11 protein-coding genes are annotated in these 20259 nt (G+C 37.5%); 1 reads left to right on the top strand and 10 read right to left on the bottom strand.

Annotation, left to right across the window (positions count from 1 at the left end; all coding sequences use genetic code 11):
* Nucleotides 1-207 precede the first annotated feature (207 nt).
* The 9 genes from MWU84_RS20370 to MWU84_RS20330 form a co-directional block, all read right to left on the bottom strand.
* Nucleotides 208-1056, bottom strand: a complete 849-nt coding sequence (locus tag MWU84_RS20370) for an endonuclease/exonuclease/phosphatase family protein (protein ID WP_246905130.1) — start codon at nucleotides 1054-1056, stop codon at nucleotides 208-210.
* Between the two features lie 21 nt (nucleotides 1057-1077).
* Nucleotides 1078-1923 carry an endonuclease/exonuclease/phosphatase family protein gene (locus MWU84_RS20365; protein ID WP_246905129.1) on the bottom strand — a complete coding sequence of 282 codons (846 nt, stop codon included), beginning with the start codon at nucleotides 1921-1923 and terminating at the stop codon, nucleotides 1078-1080.
* A gap of 303 nt (nucleotides 1924-2226) precedes the next feature.
* Nucleotides 2227-3696 carry a RagB/SusD family nutrient uptake outer membrane protein gene (locus MWU84_RS20360; protein WP_246905126.1) on the bottom strand — a complete coding sequence of 490 codons (1470 nt, stop codon included), beginning with the start codon at nucleotides 3694-3696 and terminating at the stop codon, nucleotides 2227-2229.
* Between the two features lie 17 nt (nucleotides 3697-3713).
* Entirely contained in the window at nucleotides 3714-6809 is a 3096-nt protein-coding gene (locus MWU84_RS20355; protein WP_246905123.1) for a TonB-dependent receptor, read from the bottom strand.
* Nucleotides 6810-8665: 1856 nt separating this feature from the next.
* Nucleotides 8666-10231 (bottom strand): solute:sodium symporter family transporter, encoded by a 1566-nt coding sequence (locus tag MWU84_RS20350; RefSeq protein WP_246905120.1) that lies wholly within the window; start codon nucleotides 10229-10231, stop codon nucleotides 8666-8668.
* Nucleotides 10232-10290: 59 nt separating this feature from the next.
* Nucleotides 10291-11475, bottom strand: coding sequence for an aldose epimerase family protein (locus tag MWU84_RS20345; protein WP_246905118.1), 1185 nt, complete (start codon nucleotides 11473-11475; stop codon nucleotides 10291-10293).
* A gap of 30 nt (nucleotides 11476-11505) precedes the next feature.
* On the bottom strand, nucleotides 11506-13002 hold the full coding sequence (gene araA, locus MWU84_RS20340) for an L-arabinose isomerase (protein WP_246905117.1): 1497 nt from the start codon (nucleotides 13000-13002) through the stop codon (nucleotides 11506-11508).
* Between the two features lie 21 nt (nucleotides 13003-13023).
* On the bottom strand, nucleotides 13024-13725 hold the full coding sequence (locus MWU84_RS20335; RefSeq protein WP_246905116.1) for an L-ribulose-5-phosphate 4-epimerase: 702 nt from the start codon (nucleotides 13723-13725) through the stop codon (nucleotides 13024-13026).
* An 11-nt stretch (nucleotides 13726-13736) separates the two neighbouring features.
* The gene (locus tag MWU84_RS20330) at nucleotides 13737-15401 is read right to left on the bottom strand and encodes a ribulokinase (RefSeq protein ID WP_246905114.1); all 1665 of its coding nucleotides are present in this window, start codon (nucleotides 15399-15401) and stop codon (nucleotides 13737-13739) included.
* 528 nt (nucleotides 15402-15929) lie between these two features.
* Between MWU84_RS20330 and MWU84_RS20325 the strand changes: the two genes are divergently transcribed.
* Nucleotides 15930-16622: an NUDIX domain-containing protein gene (locus MWU84_RS20325; RefSeq protein ID WP_246905167.1), complete on the top strand. Its 693-nt coding sequence runs from the start codon at nucleotides 15930-15932 to the stop codon at nucleotides 16620-16622.
* 548 nt (nucleotides 16623-17170) lie between these two features.
* Here the strand turns inward: MWU84_RS20325 and MWU84_RS20320 are convergent.
* Nucleotides 17171-19327: a family 43 glycosylhydrolase gene (locus MWU84_RS20320; protein WP_246905112.1), complete on the bottom strand. Its 2157-nt coding sequence runs from the start codon at nucleotides 19325-19327 to the stop codon at nucleotides 17171-17173.
* Nucleotides 19328-20259 lie beyond the last annotated feature (932 nt).

Here is a 20259-nt window from a genome sequence, read left to right as displayed (position 1 = left end):
TTTTTGATAAAATATGTTTTTTTAGTTTTAAAATACATTCTTTAAGAATCGAATATTACAAAGTTAAAGTCATATTCCTTACTTTAAATACAATCGGAAATATGGCTCCCAGTTCATAGAACCATGTTGTAATACTTTCACCTCTTTCATGCTTGATATATACTCCAAACATTCTATGGGGGAAGTATCATGACAAACTACGGTTGTTTACATTTCAATTTGTACAAAGACCGGACAATGGTCCGACAAACAGATTTCATTTAATTTCTCAGTGAAAACGGCATATCTATGAACTACTGGGATATTTTTTAAAAAGATATAGTCGATTACCCTTCTTTGTTCAAACGGTTTGGTATCGAAGCCTGCGGAGGTCCAATTGGGACCATAGTTTAGTTTGGCCAACTTTTTTGAATCTACCAGGCTATTGTTATCCGTTGAATCTGTTAAGCCGATAATTGCGTCCGATTCTGGCAAAGAATTAAAATCCCCTGTAAGGATAACGGGCCTTCCCTTGGCAATCTCCACTATTTTTGATTTCAATAATTTAGCACTTTGTAATCGGGCTACTTTCCCCCTATGATCAAAATGGGTATTTAGGATCAGGAATTCCCCCTGGCGTTTTTGGTCCTTAAGAATTGCCCAGGTGACAATTCTCTCCAAATTGGCATCCCATCCCCTACTTACTTTATCCGGGGTTTCACTGAGCCAAAAAGTTCCTGATTCAATTTTTTTAAAGCGATCCTTCCTATAGAATATGGGGACAAATTCGCCTTTGTCCACTCCATCCTTTCTGCCAACACCCACCACATCATAATCTTGCAAATTGGTTTTCAGGTAATTTAATTGGGAAAGCAAAACCTCTTGGAATCCAATTAGATCCAGATCGTAAAACTTGAGCATTCTTATCACATTTTCTTTTCTGTGGTGCCAGTTTTGGTCCTTGTCCTTTGGTTCATCGTATCTAATATTAAAGGACATGATATTGGTTTCGGCCCTGTCTTGCGAAAAGATAAAGGTTGTAAAAAACACCATTACCAGAGTGATGCAGTTTTTCATTGTGAATTCTTTAAATGGTCATTAATTTATTTTCAACAGTGCCCAAACAGGTTTGTGATCAGATAGGGGCTCCACCATTTCTATAATTTGCCCATCAATTGCCTTTACTTTGCTACTGGGATAAATTATATGATCTATGACCCTCCCCGTCTCATTTTTTTTAGCTCTTGATTTTACCATGGATCCCAGACCGGTAACGTCTATATTTAAATCGCGCCAACTGGCAAGCATCCCTAATTCCTCAAACATTTCATAATATGGGCTTCTATACTCCCCGGTAGACAACACGAAATTGAAATCGCCCATAACTATAGCAGTTTCACTGGATTGTTTTTCCCTTAAATAGTTTACAAAGGCCGTTACCTTTCCGGTGGTTTCATCTATATGTGCCTGATCTCTCCACCCAAATGGGAAATGAACAGAGTAGACTGCAATTTCCTTGTTTTTCACTATGGTTGTGGCCCTTGTGACCGTATGCAGCGTATCGGCCATTAAGACCTCTTCATAATTTGACAAGGGTGTACGGCTAGCGATTGTTTTGTATTTATTTTTATGGCCAGCAGTTGAATATTTACCAACAATTACATGATCTAGGCCCATTACGGCCCCCACTTTTTTGGTCCAATCCCCTCCTGGGGCTTCTGAAAAACACACAACATCAAATTGGTAGGGCTTTAGGAACCTACCTATTTCTTCAGCGGTACCTTTGTCACTAAACTCTACGTTATAAGCGGCTACTTTTAGGGTAATTGGATCTGTTTGTTTTGATCCATCCTTTTGTTGTGAATTTTGCCCATTGGAAACGTTTGCCATAAGCCAAATAGGAATCCATACTATATAAATCAGGGTTTTTACTTTGTGTTCCATCTCTAATGATCTTAATAATTTAATATTTTTTTAAAGGCATTCCTTATTTAGACGCCCTTGTATTGGTGTTGGCTCAATGTAAAATTCCCCAATAATATTTAGGCACTTTTCCATCTAGAAAAGTACTAAAGACCATTTGGGGAATTTAGCTAACAAAACAAACTAACTCAATCGCAATAATTCTTTTCGAACAAAAATCAGTAATTCCAGTATTTTAAGGAACTATCTACTAGTCCGTTGTGAAAGAAGTGGCTCGTAAATTATGTGCCCTTAGCTTTACAACGGACTGTATAGTCTAGTCTATTAATTGATCCACTCCGGATTCTGTACCAGCACCCCATCAGAATTATCAATATCTGTTTGATAAAGTGGTTGGTAGAAATTTTTTGGTGCAGTCCAAACTTTCCTGCCTACATCACTAGGAATCATTTTTTCTGGTCGTGATAAAAATTCTTCCAAATCGTAAATACCGGCCTTGTGCCATCTAAGCAGGTTTTGATAGCGGAAATTTTCCCCGGCCAATTCTACCCTTGTTTCATGAATTAGGGCATCTATATCAGCTCCCGATACATCGCCCAATCCAGTTCTTAGACGAACTGCATTTATCAAATCATCTCCAGCACCTGCACCATTCAATCTGATTTGTGCTTCTGCCACTAACAAGTAAGTGTCCGCGGCGCGCAAAAACGGGATATTTAGACCGTGGTCAAAAGTCCCACTTTCGGTCCAATCCATATATTTAAAATAGCTATGCCCCGTGTTGGTCAAATCTGGAGTATGTTCTACAAGACCCAAAGATCCCTGAAGTGCAAATTCACCATCAGAAATAATGGTTACACTTTTCCGAACGTCACCGTCTTCAAATTCATTCACAAGATCATCCAAAGGCTCTTGAAATCCGTACATTCCCCAAGGTCTTGGCCCTCTATGCTTGGACATGATTCTTTGGTTGATCCAGTCCAGATCGTTCATCATGATAAATAGGTTTTCTTTCAAATATTGATTGCCTTCCCGAAAGAGCGAAAGATAATCGTCCGCCAAAGGATAATTATCTATTACATTTTGGCCTGCGGCAATTGCCTTGTTCAAAAATTCCGCGTTTCCATAGTCCTCGGCCCTGTGCATGTATATGGAAGTCATTACCGCCCAGGCAGCACCTTTACCAACACTTCCCGGAACATTGTGCATAGGCAAAAGGGCAACGGCATTTTCCAAATCAGACAGTATAAAATCGCTTAATATCTCTGGGGATTCGCACTTGGGAACATTATATTCATTGGTCAAAACATTTTCTTCTGTAATGATAGGGACCTGACCATGAACCAAATACAACCGATAATATGCATAAGCGCGTAAAAAATAAGCCTGGCCCATAATTGAATTATATGAAGCCTCACTTATTGCCCCAAGCTCCTTAACTTTGGGGCCATTGATCAAAATGCCATTTGCACTACTGATCACTTCATATTTATATCTATAGGTGTCCCGTAGTTTATAGTTGGACGGATTCGTGTTGAATGTTTCAATTTCTTCATCTTCGGCATGATCTCCTGCTCTCCAATGGTCATCACCTTGATTGTCAAAAAAGAGGTCGTGCATGCCCAAAGCCCGTGTAGCCCATTGTCCATAGGCACCGGCCAAAGCATCGACCATATCTGCTTCTGTGGTCCAATAGTCTTGATCAGTTCTTTTTCCAACTAATTCTTGTTCCAATATGTCATCACAAGAAATTGTCATGATTATGGACAGCAATAAGATTGTGTATTTTTTCATGTTTTATGGCTTTATAATTAAAATGTAATGTTTGCTCCAAGAACGACACTCTTGGACTGTGGATAATTGTTGAATATTACCCCACGCGTCAAGTTACTGGTTCCGCTTTCCTCTGGATCTACTCCATCGAATTTTGTAAAGGTCAACAGGTTACGTCCAGAAATATAGAACTTTAAATTGCTCATCCCTATTTGTTCCGTCAAGGTCTTGGGAATGGTATAGCCCAGGACAACATCTTTCATCCTAAGGTAATTACCGCTCTTAAGGCCAAGTTCGGAAACTCTATAATTGTCATTTGCCCGTATGGTGGACATTCTTGGATATTTGTTGGAGGTACCCTCTCCCGTCCATCGTTGATAGGCCACTGCGTCCATATTGGCGCTCTGGGTCGGATCGATCCCCCTCATCATCATGGCATCATATAATTCATGACCAAACGCTCCACTAAAAACAGCTGAAAAATCAAAGCCTTTGTAATTTAAATCGGCGTGAAAGCCCAAAAGTAGACTAGGGTTGGCATCTCCTATATGTACCCTATCCTGTTCATCAACAATATTATCACCGTTGGTATCCACAAAACGAACATCCCCAGGAGTAATATCGGCTTTTCTGGGATCCAGTGATATATTGGCATCATTGTCAATTTCAGTTTGGTTCTGATATATTCCATCCGTTTTCCAACCATAGAACGAACTAATAGGCTCCCCTTCATAGGTCCTTGTCTGCGCTCCTCCTGAGATAAATTTGCTAGAACCATAAAGCTTGGTAACCTCGTTCTTTACAATAGTGGCGTTTACGCCCAATTCAAAACTTAAATCGCCGACCTGTCCTGAATAGGATGGTTCTATTTCAAACCCGGAATTGCGCATTTCCCCAATATTGGAATCGGGAATAGCAACCAACCCTGCGGTATTCAAACCTGGTAAGGGAATCAACATATCAGAAGTCAATCTGTCAAAATAAGCTACATCCAAGTTCAATTTGTTTTTGAACAGACCAAGTTCCAATAGGATATTTAAAGCACTGGTAGTTTCCCAGGTAATATCCGGGTTCGCAAAAGTTGCCAAACGTGTCCCTGTTAAATTGGTATCGTTCAATACATACCTGATGTCCTTATTATAGGTATTCAAATATTGAAAGGCACTCACGTTTTGATTTCCAAGTTGTCCCCAGCCCACGTTTAATTTCATATTGGAAATGGTTGGGTTATCCTTCATAAAGTTTTCATTGGAAATCCTCCATCCCCCAGAAATTGAAGGAAAATAACCCCAGCGGTTCCCATCTGCAAACCTTGAAGAACCGTCTGCCCTAAAAATAGCCGATAAATAATATTTATTGCTATACGCATAGGTTCCACGGACAAAAGCAGAGGCTAGGCCAGTGGCTAAATAGTCATTTCCGTTGCCTCTGATTACGGAGGCATTATCCATTACCAATTGATTTTTGTCCACTGAGGCAAAGCCCTCTCCCGACATATTCATATAGCTTCCTTTATCCAATTGTCCAGATATACCAAGCACAGCCCCAATATTGTGCTTTTCCGAAGATTTGGTATAACTTGTAAACAATTCCCCCAGAGCCACGTTGGTTTCATCCGTATTAATTCTCAATATGGGCTGGTTTATTGTCCGGGACTGATTTGGTGTTATGTTCTGAAACCCTTCAAATTTGGAAGTGGACTTCTGATAGGAGGCCCTGGCGGTAAGTGTCAAGGCATCTGTTATATCGTAATCGGCTTTAAGACTCACAAGTGTATTAAACCTATATCTATGCCTCCATTCCTCTTTAGCCTTATACACCGGATTCCACATATCGCCCAACTGCGTAGAGGCCTGACCAGAACCATAGCTCCCATCCTCATATTTTACCGGAATGGCCGGCATATATCTGTAAGAGGAATAAATGGTCTGGGAAGTACCTGTGGCGCCGTCATCCTGCGTCAACAAAGTATGGTTATTGGTTATTCTTATGTTCTCCTCAATTCTAAAACGATCGGATATTTTTTGCGTACCTCTCATGGAAATACCCAAGCGCTTGAGATAAGTATTAATCTGGGTGCCTTCTTCGTCTCTGTAAAAAATATTGGCGTTGATGGTAGACTTGTCAGACCCACCACTTATGTTCATATTGTAATCTTGAAAAAGTCCGTCCCTGAACATTTCATCCTGCCAATCTGTTCTAGTCTGATTGTAGTATTCATCCGCCCAGGGTGAATTTGGATCAATTGGAAGACCGTCCATAGTGTAGCGTTCACGTTTCAATTCATAGAGCTGTTCGGCGTTGGTAACTGGATATTTCTTAATTACACTGTTAAAACCAGTGGAAGCGTTAAGCCTAACCGTGGTTTTTTCGTTAAACCTAGCATTATTGGTAGTTATCAAAACTACGCCGTTAGCAGCTCTTGTACCGTATATAGCACCCGATGCGGCATCCTTTAGAATCTCTACGGATTGTATCTCTGAGGATGCAAGCTGTGCTAACACGTTTGAATCCACAGGTACTCCATCCAAAACTATAAGAGGCTGAGAGTTATTTATGGTTCCGACGCCCCTAATTCGGATACTCGGTGTACTTCCCGGCGTACCGGAGTTTACAAATTCTACCCCGGAAGCGCGTCCCTGTAATGCCATGGCAGCATTTGAAGCTGTGGAAGTTTGAAAATCCTCGCCATCTATCTGGGAAATGGAGGAAGTTACCTCACTTTTTTTCTGGGTTCCATAACCAACCACTACAACATCGTCCAACTGGGTGGCATCCAATGGGAGGGTTGCGTCTATATTAGTATTTCCATTGACCGCCACTTCAACCGTTTTATAACCTAAATAACTAAAAACTAATATCCCATCGGTTCCTACTTCAATAGAATACTTACCATCAAAATCAGTAACAGTACCAGTTGTAGTTCCTTTTACCACAACACTGGCGCCTGGCAGAGGAGTTCTATTGTCGTCATTTACAACTCCGGTAACGGTAAATTGAAGATTATTTTCGAATTTTTTTTTCGAGTCCATCTTATTGGCCAACATAGATTGCATTCCGAAAGCATATAACAATGCTAGCAGGACTAAGCTTTCGGCCTTTAGCTTCTGTCTTAAGTTAATTTTAAATTTCATTTCCATAATAGTTTTTAGTTGATTGTTTCTTTTTTCTAAATATTGAATAGGTTTACTTACGATCTATAAACATGTAAATCCCCATTTACACTAGTACCTGATTATGCCTTTATGTACACGGACGTAAAGAAATTCCCAGTAAAATGTTCGGAATTTTTTCTGTCCCATTCTAAATCGTAGACTTATACTATGTAGTTTTTTAAAGCAAAAAGGCCTAATAGTAATTTGATATTTTTAGTCCATTCCTTATGGTGCATAGCTATACAATTTTAAATTGCACAGAAGTACTTACGAAGTCCATAATTTACAAATGGCGAAGTGGGTTTAATATTTAATTAAACCATGAAAAAAGCTGGTAAACCTAAAAAAGTTACTGAAGTTTATTCATATATTTGTAGTGCTTTAGGTGGTTAGACATTGGTTTTAATCGCTTATTTATATCTCGGGAAATGTGACAGCATTTCCCGTTTTTTTTATGATTGAAAAATATAAGTTTATTCTCTTAATAATATATATTTTACATTAACAAATAGTTAATATTTTTGCATTACTATCAAATCAACAAAAAAACATTGAACAATCCTAAAGCATTCACTTCTTTTTAATGCAAAGGTTTGCATTGATATTTTTTTTTACGTATTACTGTGTTAATAACCTATCGGCTAACCAATGGGTACAAATTGATAAATAAGTAAAAGATGCCATTGGCAATCGTATAGATTTGGAGAGGTATTCTGTGACAATACCTGTCGATAAGCCAAATGGAAGATGTTAAGGGAATATATACTGCAAAAAATGGAATGAATGTATAATCAATTTTCTCCCTTAAAGTGAATTAAATAAATTTTATCGAAGTGAAAAAGAATTGAAAAATAAACTGGTTCCTAAAGCATGCTGACAATATATCAAGAGCTTCTTTCGCTATTGTATTTGATGAAATAATAAATCCCTTTGACCTGAGAGGGGTGGCTATTAATAGTAATATTCTTCGTTGAAGTTATGTCCAGATGTAATATCTCTTTCTAGCACTATAATTGGAAGGCTAGAAATCATACCTAACCCTTTACTTTTTAATGTGAAAAAACAAAAGTGAGCTTTTTGATTTACCAAAAAAGCCCCCCAATTCCTTGGGAGCTCCATTTTTATTGTCGTGATGGCAGAAGGATTACCTACAGTGATCCTTCTTGATCAATGTTGCAAATTCAAAACCAAGCAGCTAACGCTGCCTGTTCTTTGTTTTATTACAAGGCTTCGAACATTTTTGGTTGAAAGTACACGGTTTATTGGAATATAGGCGGCTATTAACAATAAACTAGTGGAATATGAAAATATGTGTTTCAAAAGGGCCTGTACAAGTATTTAAATCATTCCTAATACTTCTTCTACCGAGACCGATGTATAAATAAATAATAGGGGAATATAGAATTATGCTAAACAAGATTACGAAGATGAATTTATATATAGAACATCACGCAGGAATAAAACTCTACTAAAAACATTCACTAAAACGTTACTTTTATGGGTCTGTGTTCCATAATTATTTTTGTTTTTCTGTTTTTCATCCACGCAAGTATGTGCTAAACTTACTAAATCCCTGTGAATTCAAAAAAGCACCTTAAACCCATTTATCTACATCAGTACTGTCATCAAAACCCATATCATTCCCTTGAGGCGTTCAATGGCATGAAGACCTCGTTATCTAAGAATTTTATAAAGAAAAGGTGCGGTCAATAGTAATATTGCGGAAAGCCCCCCAAGCTTTAAACTTAACTCCCTGTTGTGAGTTAAGTAAAGAAGAGAAGCGCTATCACACTTCAGTCCATAAAGTCATCACATAAACTTGAAAAAAGCATATACTAGGATAAATAAACATAAATCCCAATTACTGCAGCCAAAATAGCATACCCAACCGGCTTTGAATATTTCCAAGGTTCAATATCAACCTGCCTTGTATATTCTTGGGTGTAGTCTGTTTCCCGAGGCGCAAATTGGCTAACAACAAACATGATTATTATAGTTAATAAGAACAATATGCCCATAAGGTGTAAGAAACTGATATTGGGTTTAATGACATACAGTGTAACCAAGTATGTAACAACACTAAACAAAATAGAGATGTTTGCAGCTTTTCCAGACACACGCTTAGAAAAAATCCCAACAATAATTATTGCCAAAATGGGGACGCTATGTGTACCGTTCAATTCTTGCAGGTATGTAAATATCCCACCTTGAACACCATAAAGCAACGGTGCAATTCCCATCGAAAATAGAGCCAAGATAATACCAAATATTTTACCTGCCTTTACTACCTGTTTCTCTGAGGCGTCCTTATTTATATATTCTTTATAAAAATCAAGACCAAATAAAGTCACCGAACTATTTAAAGCGCTATTAAAAGAACTCAAAATGGCTCCAAAAAGTACAGCCGCAAAAAATCCTATAAATGCCAACGGGAGCACTGCCTTTACAACCATAGGATATGCTTCATCTGCATTGGCCAGATCACCATTGAAAAGATAAAACGCTATTATACCGGGCAGCACCACTATAAAGGGGCCCAACATTTTAATAAATGCCGCCAATAGAAGGCCTATTTGCCCTTCTTTTAAATTTTTAGCACCAAGTGCTCTTTGAATAATCGCTTGATTCGTTCCCCAATAGTAAAAGTTAACTATAATCATCCCAGTAAAAAGTGTCCAAAATGGTACGTCGGAATCTGGTCCTCCAATAATATCAAATTTCTCAGGAAGTGCTGTGGTCAATATTTTTAAACCTGAAAATACATTGCCATCACCTATCTTCATCAAACCAAAAATGGGAATTAGAGACCCCCCAATAATCAAACCTACTGCATTAACAGTATCAGATACGGCCACTGCTTTTAGACCTCCAAAAATAGCATAGATACTACCAATTATGCCAATTGACCAAACCGTTACCCAAAGTGCCGGCTCTGGGTTCATTCCAATCATCTCAGGAATATCGAACATAGAATTAATGGCCAAAGCTCCTGAGTATAGAACAGTAGGAAGCATAGAAATGGCATACCCCAAAAGGAACAGCATAGAAACTATGGTCTTGGTAGATTTACCATATCTTTTTTCCAAAAATTGAGGAATGGTGGTAATACCTCCTTTTAGATATTTAGGCAATAATATAAAGGCTGTAAAGACCATTGCTACAGCGGCAACTACTTCATAGGCCATAATTGGCAATCCATCTCTAAAGGACACCCCGTTCATTCCTACAATTTGTTCAGTGGACAGGTTGGTAAGCAACAATGAACCTGCTATAACCGGACCAGTCAAACTTCTTCCTCCCAAAAAATAACCATCTGAAGACTTTTCATTGGTCTTTCTCGTAGACCACCAAGCTATGACAGCTACCAATAATGTAAAAGCGGCAAAAGAAATCAATCCCATAATTCAAAAGGTATAATTAGTTGGCTTAAAAATGTACTCCAATAGCAACCTAATGGTTCCTATTTTACTGAAAATACAAATGTGGTTTTTGATGTATATTTTTCACCTGGGTTCAAAACAACCGTTGGGAAGTCTTTTTGATTGGGCGTATCTGGAAAATGCTGCGTCTCTAGGCAAAAACCCGTTCTATGGGCATAAGTCCCTCCACTTGGCGCGGGTAAGGTGCCATCCAAAAAGTTTCCCGTATAAAATTGAATTCCTGGCTCATCCGAAAATACTTCCATCATGCGGCCACTGCCATTATCATAAGCAGAAGCAACTGGACGCATGGTATCGTCTTCCCCATTTAAAACCCAACAATGGTCGTATCCCTTGCCTAAAATCAACTGTTGATTGTTAGTTCCAATTTCCTTTCCTATTGCTTTTGGTTTTCTAAAATCAAATGGTGTACCCTCTACCTTTTTAATTTCACCCATAGGAATTAAAGTAGCATCCACTGGCAAATAGGCATCCGCATTTATTACAATATCATGACCTAGAATATCCTTGTTAAAATCCCCTGTTAAGTTGAAATAAGCATGTTGGGTCAAATTAACTATCGTTGTTTTATCGGTAGTAGCCTCATACGTTACCTCCACTTTATTATCATTTGTAAGCGTATAAAGTACTGTAACCTCTAAATTACCGGGATAACCTTCTTCTCCATCCCTGCTTACATAGATTAATTTTAAGGTCGCACTATCCTCTCTTTCAATGGGTTGAGCCGTCCATACAACCCGATCAAAACCGTTGACACCACCGTGCAAATGATTGGGACCGTCATTGGTAGCTAAGGTATATTCCTTATTATTCAATGAGAATTTACCTTTAGCGATGCGGTTACCATAACGTCCTATCAGGGCTCCAAAAAAAGGATTCTCCTTTAGGTAATCCTCCAAATTGTCAAAGCCTAAAACCACATTTTCGAACTCACCATTTTTGTTTGGAACTTTTAATGAAGTAATTCTACCTCCGTAGGTAATTACATCCATTTCAACACCTTTTGCATTTTTTAGATTATACATCTCAACCTTAGTGCCATCGGGCATTGTTCCGTAATCCGATTTGATTATAGTCAATTTTATTTTGGGGCTAACGCTCATGTTTTCGATGGATTTATTTTGTTTTCCGTTTTTACACTGAATATTTAAGCCCACTAGGGCTACCAGTAAAACCTTAAAAAAGGAACCTTTATATATTCTCATATTAATTAATTTTAGTCAGAAGAGTTAAGGTTATTTAAACATATAATAAGCTTCATTGACTTTGATGGTATTTTTGAAGTCTCTTATAGTGGTATCTTCGTCAATTACCAATGATTCTATATTGGCCATCTCGGCAAAATCTTCCATTTGCTCTACCGTAATATTTTCACTGTAGCAGGTATGATGCGCACCTCCACCTAATATCCATGCCGTACAAGCAGTTTCGAAATCGGGTAAAGGTTTCCACATGACTCTGGCCACTGGTAAATTTGGTAAATCCTCATGAATTTCTTCACCGACCGTTTTATTGATTAATAACCTGAATCGGTTTCCAAAGTCCATTAAGGCAGCCACGAGCGAATCCCCGGTCCTACCGTTAAAAACTAAGCGTACAGGATCTTCTTTACCTCCAATTCCTAAAGGATGAATTTCACAAGACGGTTTTTTGGCTGCCAAAACGGGATCAACCTCCAACATATGTGACCCTAAAACTCTAGGAGCTACCGGATCTAAGTGATAGGTGTAATCTTCCATAAAAGCATTTCCTCCTTCCAAACCAGACCCCATAACTTTCATGGCACGGGTTAATGCGGCAGTTTTCCAATCGCCTTCCCCTGCAAATCCATAACCCTTTTGCATTAAGCGTTGTACGGCTATTCCAGGTAACTGTTTTATTCCGTGCAGGTCTTCGAAAGTATCACTGAAACCCTTGAATTTGCCATCCACCAAGAATTTTTCAAGCCCCAATTCTATTCGCGCTGCTTCAATTAAAGATTGTCTGTTTTCACCTCCTTCAAGAAGTGAATCCATCATGGTATAGGACACCTCATATTCCTTAACAAGTTGGTTTATGGCATCATTTGAAATAGAATTAATAACCTGCACCAAATCTCCAACCGCATACGTATTTACAGAAAACCCAAACTTGGTTTCTGCCTCCACTTTATCACCATCGGTTACGGCAACAAAACGCATATTGTCTCCAAACCTTGCAAATTTGGCTCCTTGCCAATCATCCCACCCGGCTGCAACACGCGTCCAATCCCCAATTTTCTTTTGAACACGGTCTGTCGACCAATGGCCAACAACTACTTTTCTGTTTTTCCGTAAGCGACTGACCATAAATCCAAATTCCCGGTCACCATGTGCCGCCTGATTTAGATTCATAAAATCCATATCCATAGTATCCCACGGAATATCCCTATTAAATTGCGTATGCAGATGTAATAATGGTTTTTGAAGTGCGGTCAGCCCCCTTATCCACATTTTTGCGGGAGAAAAGGTATGCATCCATGTAATTATACCAATACAATTCTTTTCTTGATTTGCAGCCGTCAAAGTCTCATATATTTCATCTGATGACTTTACAGTTGGTTTGTAGATGATATTGACAGGAATTAATACAGAATCATTTAATACACTGGCTATTTTAGTGGAGTTGTCAGCAACCTGCATTAATGTTTCTGGTCCATATAAATCCTGACTTCCTGTTATAAACCAAACTTCCTTTTTAGAAATATCTATCATTTCAAATATTTATGTTATTGTTTATTGACCGTAGTAGGAGTTGGCACCATGTTTACGATCGTAATGTTTTTTTATCAATGAGTCCTTTAATCTGGGGGCTTTTGGATTTATCTGCAGAGTTAAATACGCCATTTCTGCAATTACCTCCAAAACTTTGCTATTGTAAACTGCTTTAGCTGCACTTTTTCCCCAAGCAAATGGACCGTGATTACCGATTAATATCATTTCTACTTCCCTATACGAAAGTTTTTTTTCTTTGAAACAATCAATAATTTGAACGCCTGTATTGTGCTCATAATTACCTTCTATAAGATCATCGCGCATAGGCTGTGCACAGGGAATATCCGCAGTTAAATGATCGGCATGTGTAGTTCCAAAAATTGGAATATCCAATTGGGATTGGGCCCAAGCGACCGAGTAAGTCGCATGAGTATGGGCAATTCCTCCTACATCCTCCCAATTTTTATAAAGATAAGCATGTGTTTTTGTATCCGAAGAAGGACGCATACTTCCTTCAACTATATTGTTTTCAAAATCAACGATTACTATGTCCGCTGGTTTTAAAGCCTCATAGGCAATCCCACTTGGTTTAATTGCAAAAACACCATTCTCCCTATCAACGGCACTTACATTTCCAAAAGTATAAACAACTAAATTTAATTCATTCAGATGCATATTGGCATCGTAGCATTCCTGTTTTAAATGTTTAAATTTTGATCTCATGATTTCTTAATTTAAGTAACAGATTCGATGAACTCACTTAATTCCGAATAAGAATCCATTAAAAGATTATAGTCCGCAAGTTTATGCGGCTCAGGGAAATATTCTGCTTCAAAATCACTTCCCATATGTTTAGCTGCTTCAATGACAGTTGGATAGATACCTGCAGCCACTGCTGCATAAATAGCAGCTCCCAATGCCGGTGCCTGATCGGATTCTGCCACTTTTATAGTTTTGTTTAAAACATTTGCCAAGGTTTGCATAATAAAAGGTGATTTTCTGGCCACCCCGCCTATGCCTATTACACTGTCTATTCTTACACCTTCTTCCTCAAAACGAGCCACAATTTTCTTGGAACCAAAGCAAATCGCATTTATCAAGGCTTTAAAAATATGTGGTGCTTTTGTTCCCAAGGATAAATTGGACATGGCCGCTTTCAACTCCTGATTTGCATCAGGTGTTCGTCGTCCGTTGATCCAATCCAAAGCGGTAGGGATACTTTCTGAAATGGGAATTTGAGAGGCTTGATCACTTAATACACGGATAAAGCCAAAGTCTATTTCCTCTTTTAATTTATTTTTTTGATCTTCGGTAAGGATATCGGAGGACAACACCAAATTATCAATTGGCCAATACAAAACATCTTTAAACCAAGCCAATACATCCCCGAAGGCCGATTGTCCAGCTTCCAGTCCAATGGATCCAGGAATGACAGATCCATCAACTTGACCACATATACCTCTTACTGTTCTACTTCCAATAATTTCTTTTGGAGAAACCAAAATATCACAGGTGGAAGTTCCCATAACACGTACTAAGGTGTTTTGATCTATTTTTGCTCCTACTGCACCTGCATGTGCATCAAAGGTGCCAACGGAAATTATGGTATCCGTCGATAAGCCCAGCTTTTTTGCCCATTCTTTGTTCAAGTTACCTGCAACATGATCGGATGTATAGGTTTCATCATAAAGCCTTCCTCTAAGTTGGGAAAGATATGGATCCAATAGATGCAGGAAGTCTTCAGAAGGCAACCCATTCCAATCCTCATGCCACATAGCCTTGTGGCCTGCGGCACAACGACTTCGTTTAAATGTTTTTAAATCCTTATCCTCAATTAACAAATAGGTCATTAAATCACAGTGTTCCATCCAGGTATAGGCGGCATTCCCAACAGCTTCATCTATCCTTATGATATGTAATATTTTGGCCCAAAACCATTCCGATGAATAGATCCCACCTTCATATTTAGTAAAATTAACTCCGCCCCAATTAGCTGCCAACCTATTAATTTCGTTGGCTTCATTAATGGCCGTATGATCTTTCCATAGAACCATCATGGCATTGGGGTTCTCTTTAAAACCTTCAACCAAGGCTAAAGGTGTCCCATTTTCAGTAACCGGAACCGGTGAAGAACCTGTTGTATCAATACAAATACCTTTTATTTCCAATGGGCTTACATTTCCCTTTTTAACGACTTCCTTTATAGTAACTTCAAGACCTTCAATATGATCTAAAGGATGTTGCCGAAATTGGTTAATGGATTCATTGCAATATTTATTTGTTCTCCATCTTGTATAATAATCAACACTAGAAGCCAATTCCTGTCCTGTTGCTGTGTCAATTAAAATTGCCCTTACAGAGTCCGAACCATAATCCAGCCCAATCACATAACTTTTCATACAGCAATTATTTGGTTATTTGACAAATGTAACATTTATAAATGTTATTTACACACTTATATTTATAAATATAAATTTTCATCTAACATTCAATTAAAAAAGCTATAACACCACTCTTGGAACACCTCTTTTAATGCGGTTATATCTTCCTTTGGCTTATTTATTTTTGTTTGATTGAACGTATTATGTTTATCTAAACTGCCACAGTCTAGAAATATAAAGCCGTATTTTGATTTGCCCTTTACATTAGTCTTGACTTTTTACCTAAAACACTTTTTAACTTTCAAAAGTGCAGTAACTATTACAAAGCGATGGTAGGAGCAACCAACTTAATTACTTTGTCCTCTTTGCCCCATATTCAATTGGCACTTTCCCACCACTACGCATAAATTATGTTGTATGTATAATTTTTGTGTAGTTGCCAAAAAAAAACATCATGAACAAATGTATTTATATTAAATGTCAGGCCAACACTTATCTTTTGTGTCTTCTATAAATATTATATCTTAGCCTAAAAATAAGGAAATGGTGGTAGAAGGGTACAACCTTGCAGATAAGGTTTTTCTAGCTGTAGATTGTATAATCTTCGGATTTGATAATGAAGATTTAAAAGTGCTATTAATTCAGAGGGACTTTGAACCTGAAAAAGGGAAGTGGTCACTGATGGGCGGGTTCGTACAACACCACGAGACCTTAAATGATGCCGCTTCCAGAGTTCTGCATAGATTAACCGGTGTACACGATATCTATATGGAACAACTTTATACATTTAGTGAAGTTGACAGAGATCCATTGGCGAGAACTATTTCCACATCCTACTATGCCATCATCAATATTGAAAAACACAACGAAGAAATTACCGAGCAAAACAATGCCAAATGGTTTAGTTTGTCCGATGTACCAAACTTAATATTTGATCACAATCAGATGTTGGCTAAGGCTATCAAAAGATTACGTAGAAGAACCTCTATAAATCCAATTGGTTTTGAACTTTTGCCTGAGAAGTTTACAATGCGTCATTTGCAAAAATTGTACGAGGCCATCTTGGACAAAAAATTAGACAAAAGGAATTTTATAAATAAAATAAATTCTATGGACATCTTGATCAAGCTAAAGGAAAAAGACATGACCTCTTCTACAAAAGGCTCTTACCTTTATATGTTCGATCAGGAAAAATATGACGCGAAAAATAGAAATGACTTTTATTTAAAATTATCCTAGAGTAGAATTTATTTAAAAATAAAAAAGTCCCATTTATTTGTGCCAATTTGCTATTAGTTATTTCCTTTCGAGTAATCAGCTACGCCTTGAACATATACATCATATTGCCAACTTGTCCAAATCATTCCTAATCGATTAGTCCTGTTCTAAATAAGAAAGGACCGTCCATAACTTTAATAGGTACATTATTTCTGTGGAATATATTAGTTCTGCTGTAATTCCGGCCATAATTTTCATTGGTAGTTTGTTCTCTACCACCTATTTAGGGACACACCTCATCAGATGAATCCCTAACTTTCCGAAGCTAATGGATCGGCATTCGACTTTATTTCATGTTCCTTTACTGTTGGCCCATAAGATTCCCAACAATTCCAAACTAAAGTCGGCGTTATTTCCCAATTTTTGAAGTTGGCATTTTCCTTAGACATAGGACTCGTTTTCTTTATTGCTTGCCCACAAGAAATTGATAGAGCCATCAACCCAATTAAGGCAAAAAAACTAAACATTCGCATGAAAATAAGTTCCTATAGACTATATTAAATTTCTATTTATTTTATACCTGAAAGCGATGGCTTTATTGGTATTATACTTCCGTCAGGTTTAAACTCTAATTTATCAATACAAACCTCTCTATTAAAACCTGCCGAATTGCCCATATCAATACCGTTTGGACGGTTAAAACGATGATATACCATATGCCAAACATCACTATTGGGAGTTTGGATCACACTGTTATGACCTGTTCCGTAAATACCATGCTCAGCGTCTTTTACTAAAATCAAGTTGTCCTTCGGTATTTCCAGAGGTCCTGCTGGACTCTTCGATGTTGCATATCTCACACGATAATTAGGACTCCGTGTATCATCTTCGGACCATAAAAAGTAATAAATTCCATTTCTATAAAAAACTTCCGTTCCTTCTCTAAATGTTTTATCGGGAGTCAATATTTTCAATGTATTTTCCTTGATGGAAACCATATCATCATTCAATTCAACACAGGCCATATAGCCATTGCCCCAATACAAATAATTTTTGTCCGATACCGGATCTATAAATATATCCGGGTCTATTTCCTGTCCTCCATTTGCTCCTTCTGGTTTTGATGCTATTAAAGGTTTTCCTAAATCCACAAAAGGACCTGTTGGGCTGTCTGAAACTGCTACCCCTATTTTTTGTGCTGCTGTGTAATAATAAAAGAACTTATATTCCCCTTTTATTTTCCTTTCAATAGCTGTGGGTGCCCAAGCATTCCTATCCGCCCAACTAACATCTTTTTTAAGGTCCAAAACAACACCTTCATCCTTCCAGTGGATCAAATCGTCTGAAGAAAATGTTTTGAAATAAGTGCCTGACCAATTTTTAAATCCATCACTAGTTGGGTATATATAATATTTTTGTGTTTTCTGAGAGTAGATTATTTCGGGGTCCGCATAAAAACCATTCAATACCGGATTATTATCCTCCTTTACAATTACTTTATAGGTTTTTTGTTTGCTTCCTGATACAATGGTATAATTAACCGCACCTTTGGTAAAATCATTGACACCGGTAGCAGAAATACTTACCCATGAAACTGTCTTCATTTCGGGATCAAATTTTTTGATGTCCGTTCCCAAGTTAACGGGAATATAAATAGTATTGTCATCATCATTGACAACCACATTGTTCTTTTTAACATGAGTAGAGTTAAAGCCTAAGAACGATCCCTTACCTAAGAAACCCCATTTTTCAATCAACGCTTGGGTTTCATTTTCCGTGATGCGGATCACCGTACCATGTCTTGGGTGAAAATTCATGGTAATATCATTGTCCACAATCGAAAAATTTTGCAGATCCTTAGTTTTAGTAAATTGATATTTTCCTGAAGTATACATATCATACATCAAAATATATTCATCAGAATCTATCAATTTAAAAATTCCAGAGCCCTCAACGGGCGCATCTGTTTGATCGAAAAAACCCTCCTGTTGAACATATCCTTCGGTCAGTTTATCGGACACCGCTTTTCTAATACCACCTCCAGAGCTTTCGTTCTTAAAAAACAAGTTATACATACCATCCTTGTATATGATATCACCATCAATACAAGCACTATTGGAAGGACTATAAAACAATTGTTTTGGCACAGAGGACAAACCGGTAAAATCCTTATTGGCGTAAGCATAGTATATGATATCCCGTCCTTCATCTCCAAGCATTGACCAATAAATCATGTATTGATCTGTTTCCTTATCATAAATGGTCTGTGGAGCCCAAACACGTTTGATGTCACTAAATTCCTTTGGATAAGTTTGTGGGATATTCACAATACTTGACGACCAATTGATGAGATCGGTCGATTTCATTAAAATCATGGCATAGTTGTTCCAACCTTGTTCAGGCACATACAAATCCGTTACCACCATGTAAAATGTCTTACCATCTGCTCCACGTAGAATATGTGGATCTCTTACACCTCCTGATGAACTTATCTTTTTTGAATCTATTATAGGTTGATTATTATTAAGAGCTTGATAGTTATATCCATCTTTACTTATGGCATAGTGGATTGCTTCTTCTCCAGGTCCGTTTCCGGTAAAATAAGTAAATAGATAATTGGTGAATTTACCTTCCTGCTGCTCAATGGAAGCTGATTTACAAGAAAGTAAAGTTGTTCCTATAATAACAACCGCCAAAAGCCCATATTTTAATTTTAGGTATTTCATTTACAATTGAATTTATTACTGTTATTTCGTTTGAGAATAGTTTTAATCCTGTGCAATGACACCCATTAAAATAACGGGAGCAAATCATACAATTAACAAATGTTAAATTAACACTTGTCAAATATAGAGCTATTTTTAATAACTTTTATTATTAATTGATAAACTTTTGATTAATAATAATTCAATAAAAAAAACAGCTATTGAACATTAATATATTTATGCAAGATTAATTATGACTTGATTTCCAATAGTCAGCACCACAGCTCAACCTACATATTAAGGCCGAATAAATGTGGACCTTGAAATAGGTTATCTAAATATGTTATCTCTAATAAAGTCTGTAGAAATATCATTGAATATCCTGTAATACACCACTTCCGTCTTCTATGCGACTATCCATCGCCACCACACAAAAACCACTCCAACGGCAGCAACCCTGGACATATGAACCAGCCTACCCTGAGATCTTAAAAATTGGCATCTTTCAATCTCCTAATTTTAAATCCCAAAGATATATTGAATATAAACAGAATTATTTCTGACATGATTTCGAATATTGATTTCATTTCCTATTTCGAGGTAGTATTGGCTTGCTCTAAATGGACTAAAATACCCTACCATGCAACAACATTCATATCCAGCAGGATTAAACATTGAAATTAAAAGAACCCAAATGAAATCATTTTTGAACTTGTTCCAAATGAAAAAGTGAGATATATAGCCATAATTAATATTAGGTAAAGTTAAAATTTCTGACCCCCTGCTTTTTGATTTGCCAACTATTTTTAGAATGAAAAATAAAAATAGCACCAATAACTGATTATCAACAATTTATAAAACAGCCAGCTATGTATCCATGCCGAAATGCTCTATCAGTTTTAAAAAAAGTGAGCCTTTTCTGAGCCTTTTGTAAAACCAAAAAGGCCCCCAAT

It is taken from the genome of Arenibacter sp. F20364 (assembly GCF_023015905.1).
Classification (GTDB): Bacteria; Bacteroidota; Bacteroidia; order Flavobacteriales; family Flavobacteriaceae; genus Arenibacter.
Note: the sequence above shows the minus strand (reverse complement) of the source record. Positions and strands in the feature narration are given on the sequence as shown.

Bases quoted from the DNA above. Each gene is read 5' to 3' on its own strand.
- MWU84_RS20360 (WP_246905126.1), bottom strand. From the start codon at position 3,696: ATGAAAAAATACACAATCTTATTGCTGTCCATAATCATGACAATTTCT.
- MWU84_RS20320 (WP_246905112.1), bottom strand. From the start codon at position 19,327: ATGAAATACCTAAAATTAAAATATGGGCTTTTGGCGGTTGTTATTATA.
- MWU84_RS20355 (WP_246905123.1), bottom strand. From the start codon at position 6,809: ATGAAATTTAAAATTAACTTAAGACAGAAGCTAAAGGCCGAAAGCTTA.
- MWU84_RS20335 (WP_246905116.1), bottom strand. From the start codon at position 13,725: ATGAGATCAAAATTTAAACATTTAAAACAGGAATGCTACGATGCCAAT.
- MWU84_RS20370 (WP_246905130.1), bottom strand. From the start codon at position 1,056: ATGAAAAACTGCATCACTCTGGTAATGGTGTTTTTTACAACCTTTATC.
- MWU84_RS20350 (WP_246905120.1), bottom strand. From the start codon at position 10,231: ATGGGATTGATTTCTTTTGCCGCTTTTACATTATTGGTAGCTGTCATA.
- MWU84_RS20330 (WP_246905114.1), bottom strand. From the start codon at position 15,401: ATGAAAAGTTATGTGATTGGGCTGGATTATGGTTCGGACTCTGTAAGG.
- MWU84_RS20365 (WP_246905129.1), bottom strand. From the start codon at position 1,923: ATGGAACACAAAGTAAAAACCCTGATTTATATAGTATGGATTCCTATT.
- araA (WP_246905117.1), bottom strand. From the start codon at position 13,002: ATGATAGATATTTCTAAAAAGGAAGTTTGGTTTATAACAGGAAGTCAG.
- MWU84_RS20345 (WP_246905118.1), bottom strand. From the start codon at position 11,475: ATGAGAATATATAAAGGTTCCTTTTTTAAGGTTTTACTGGTAGCCCTA.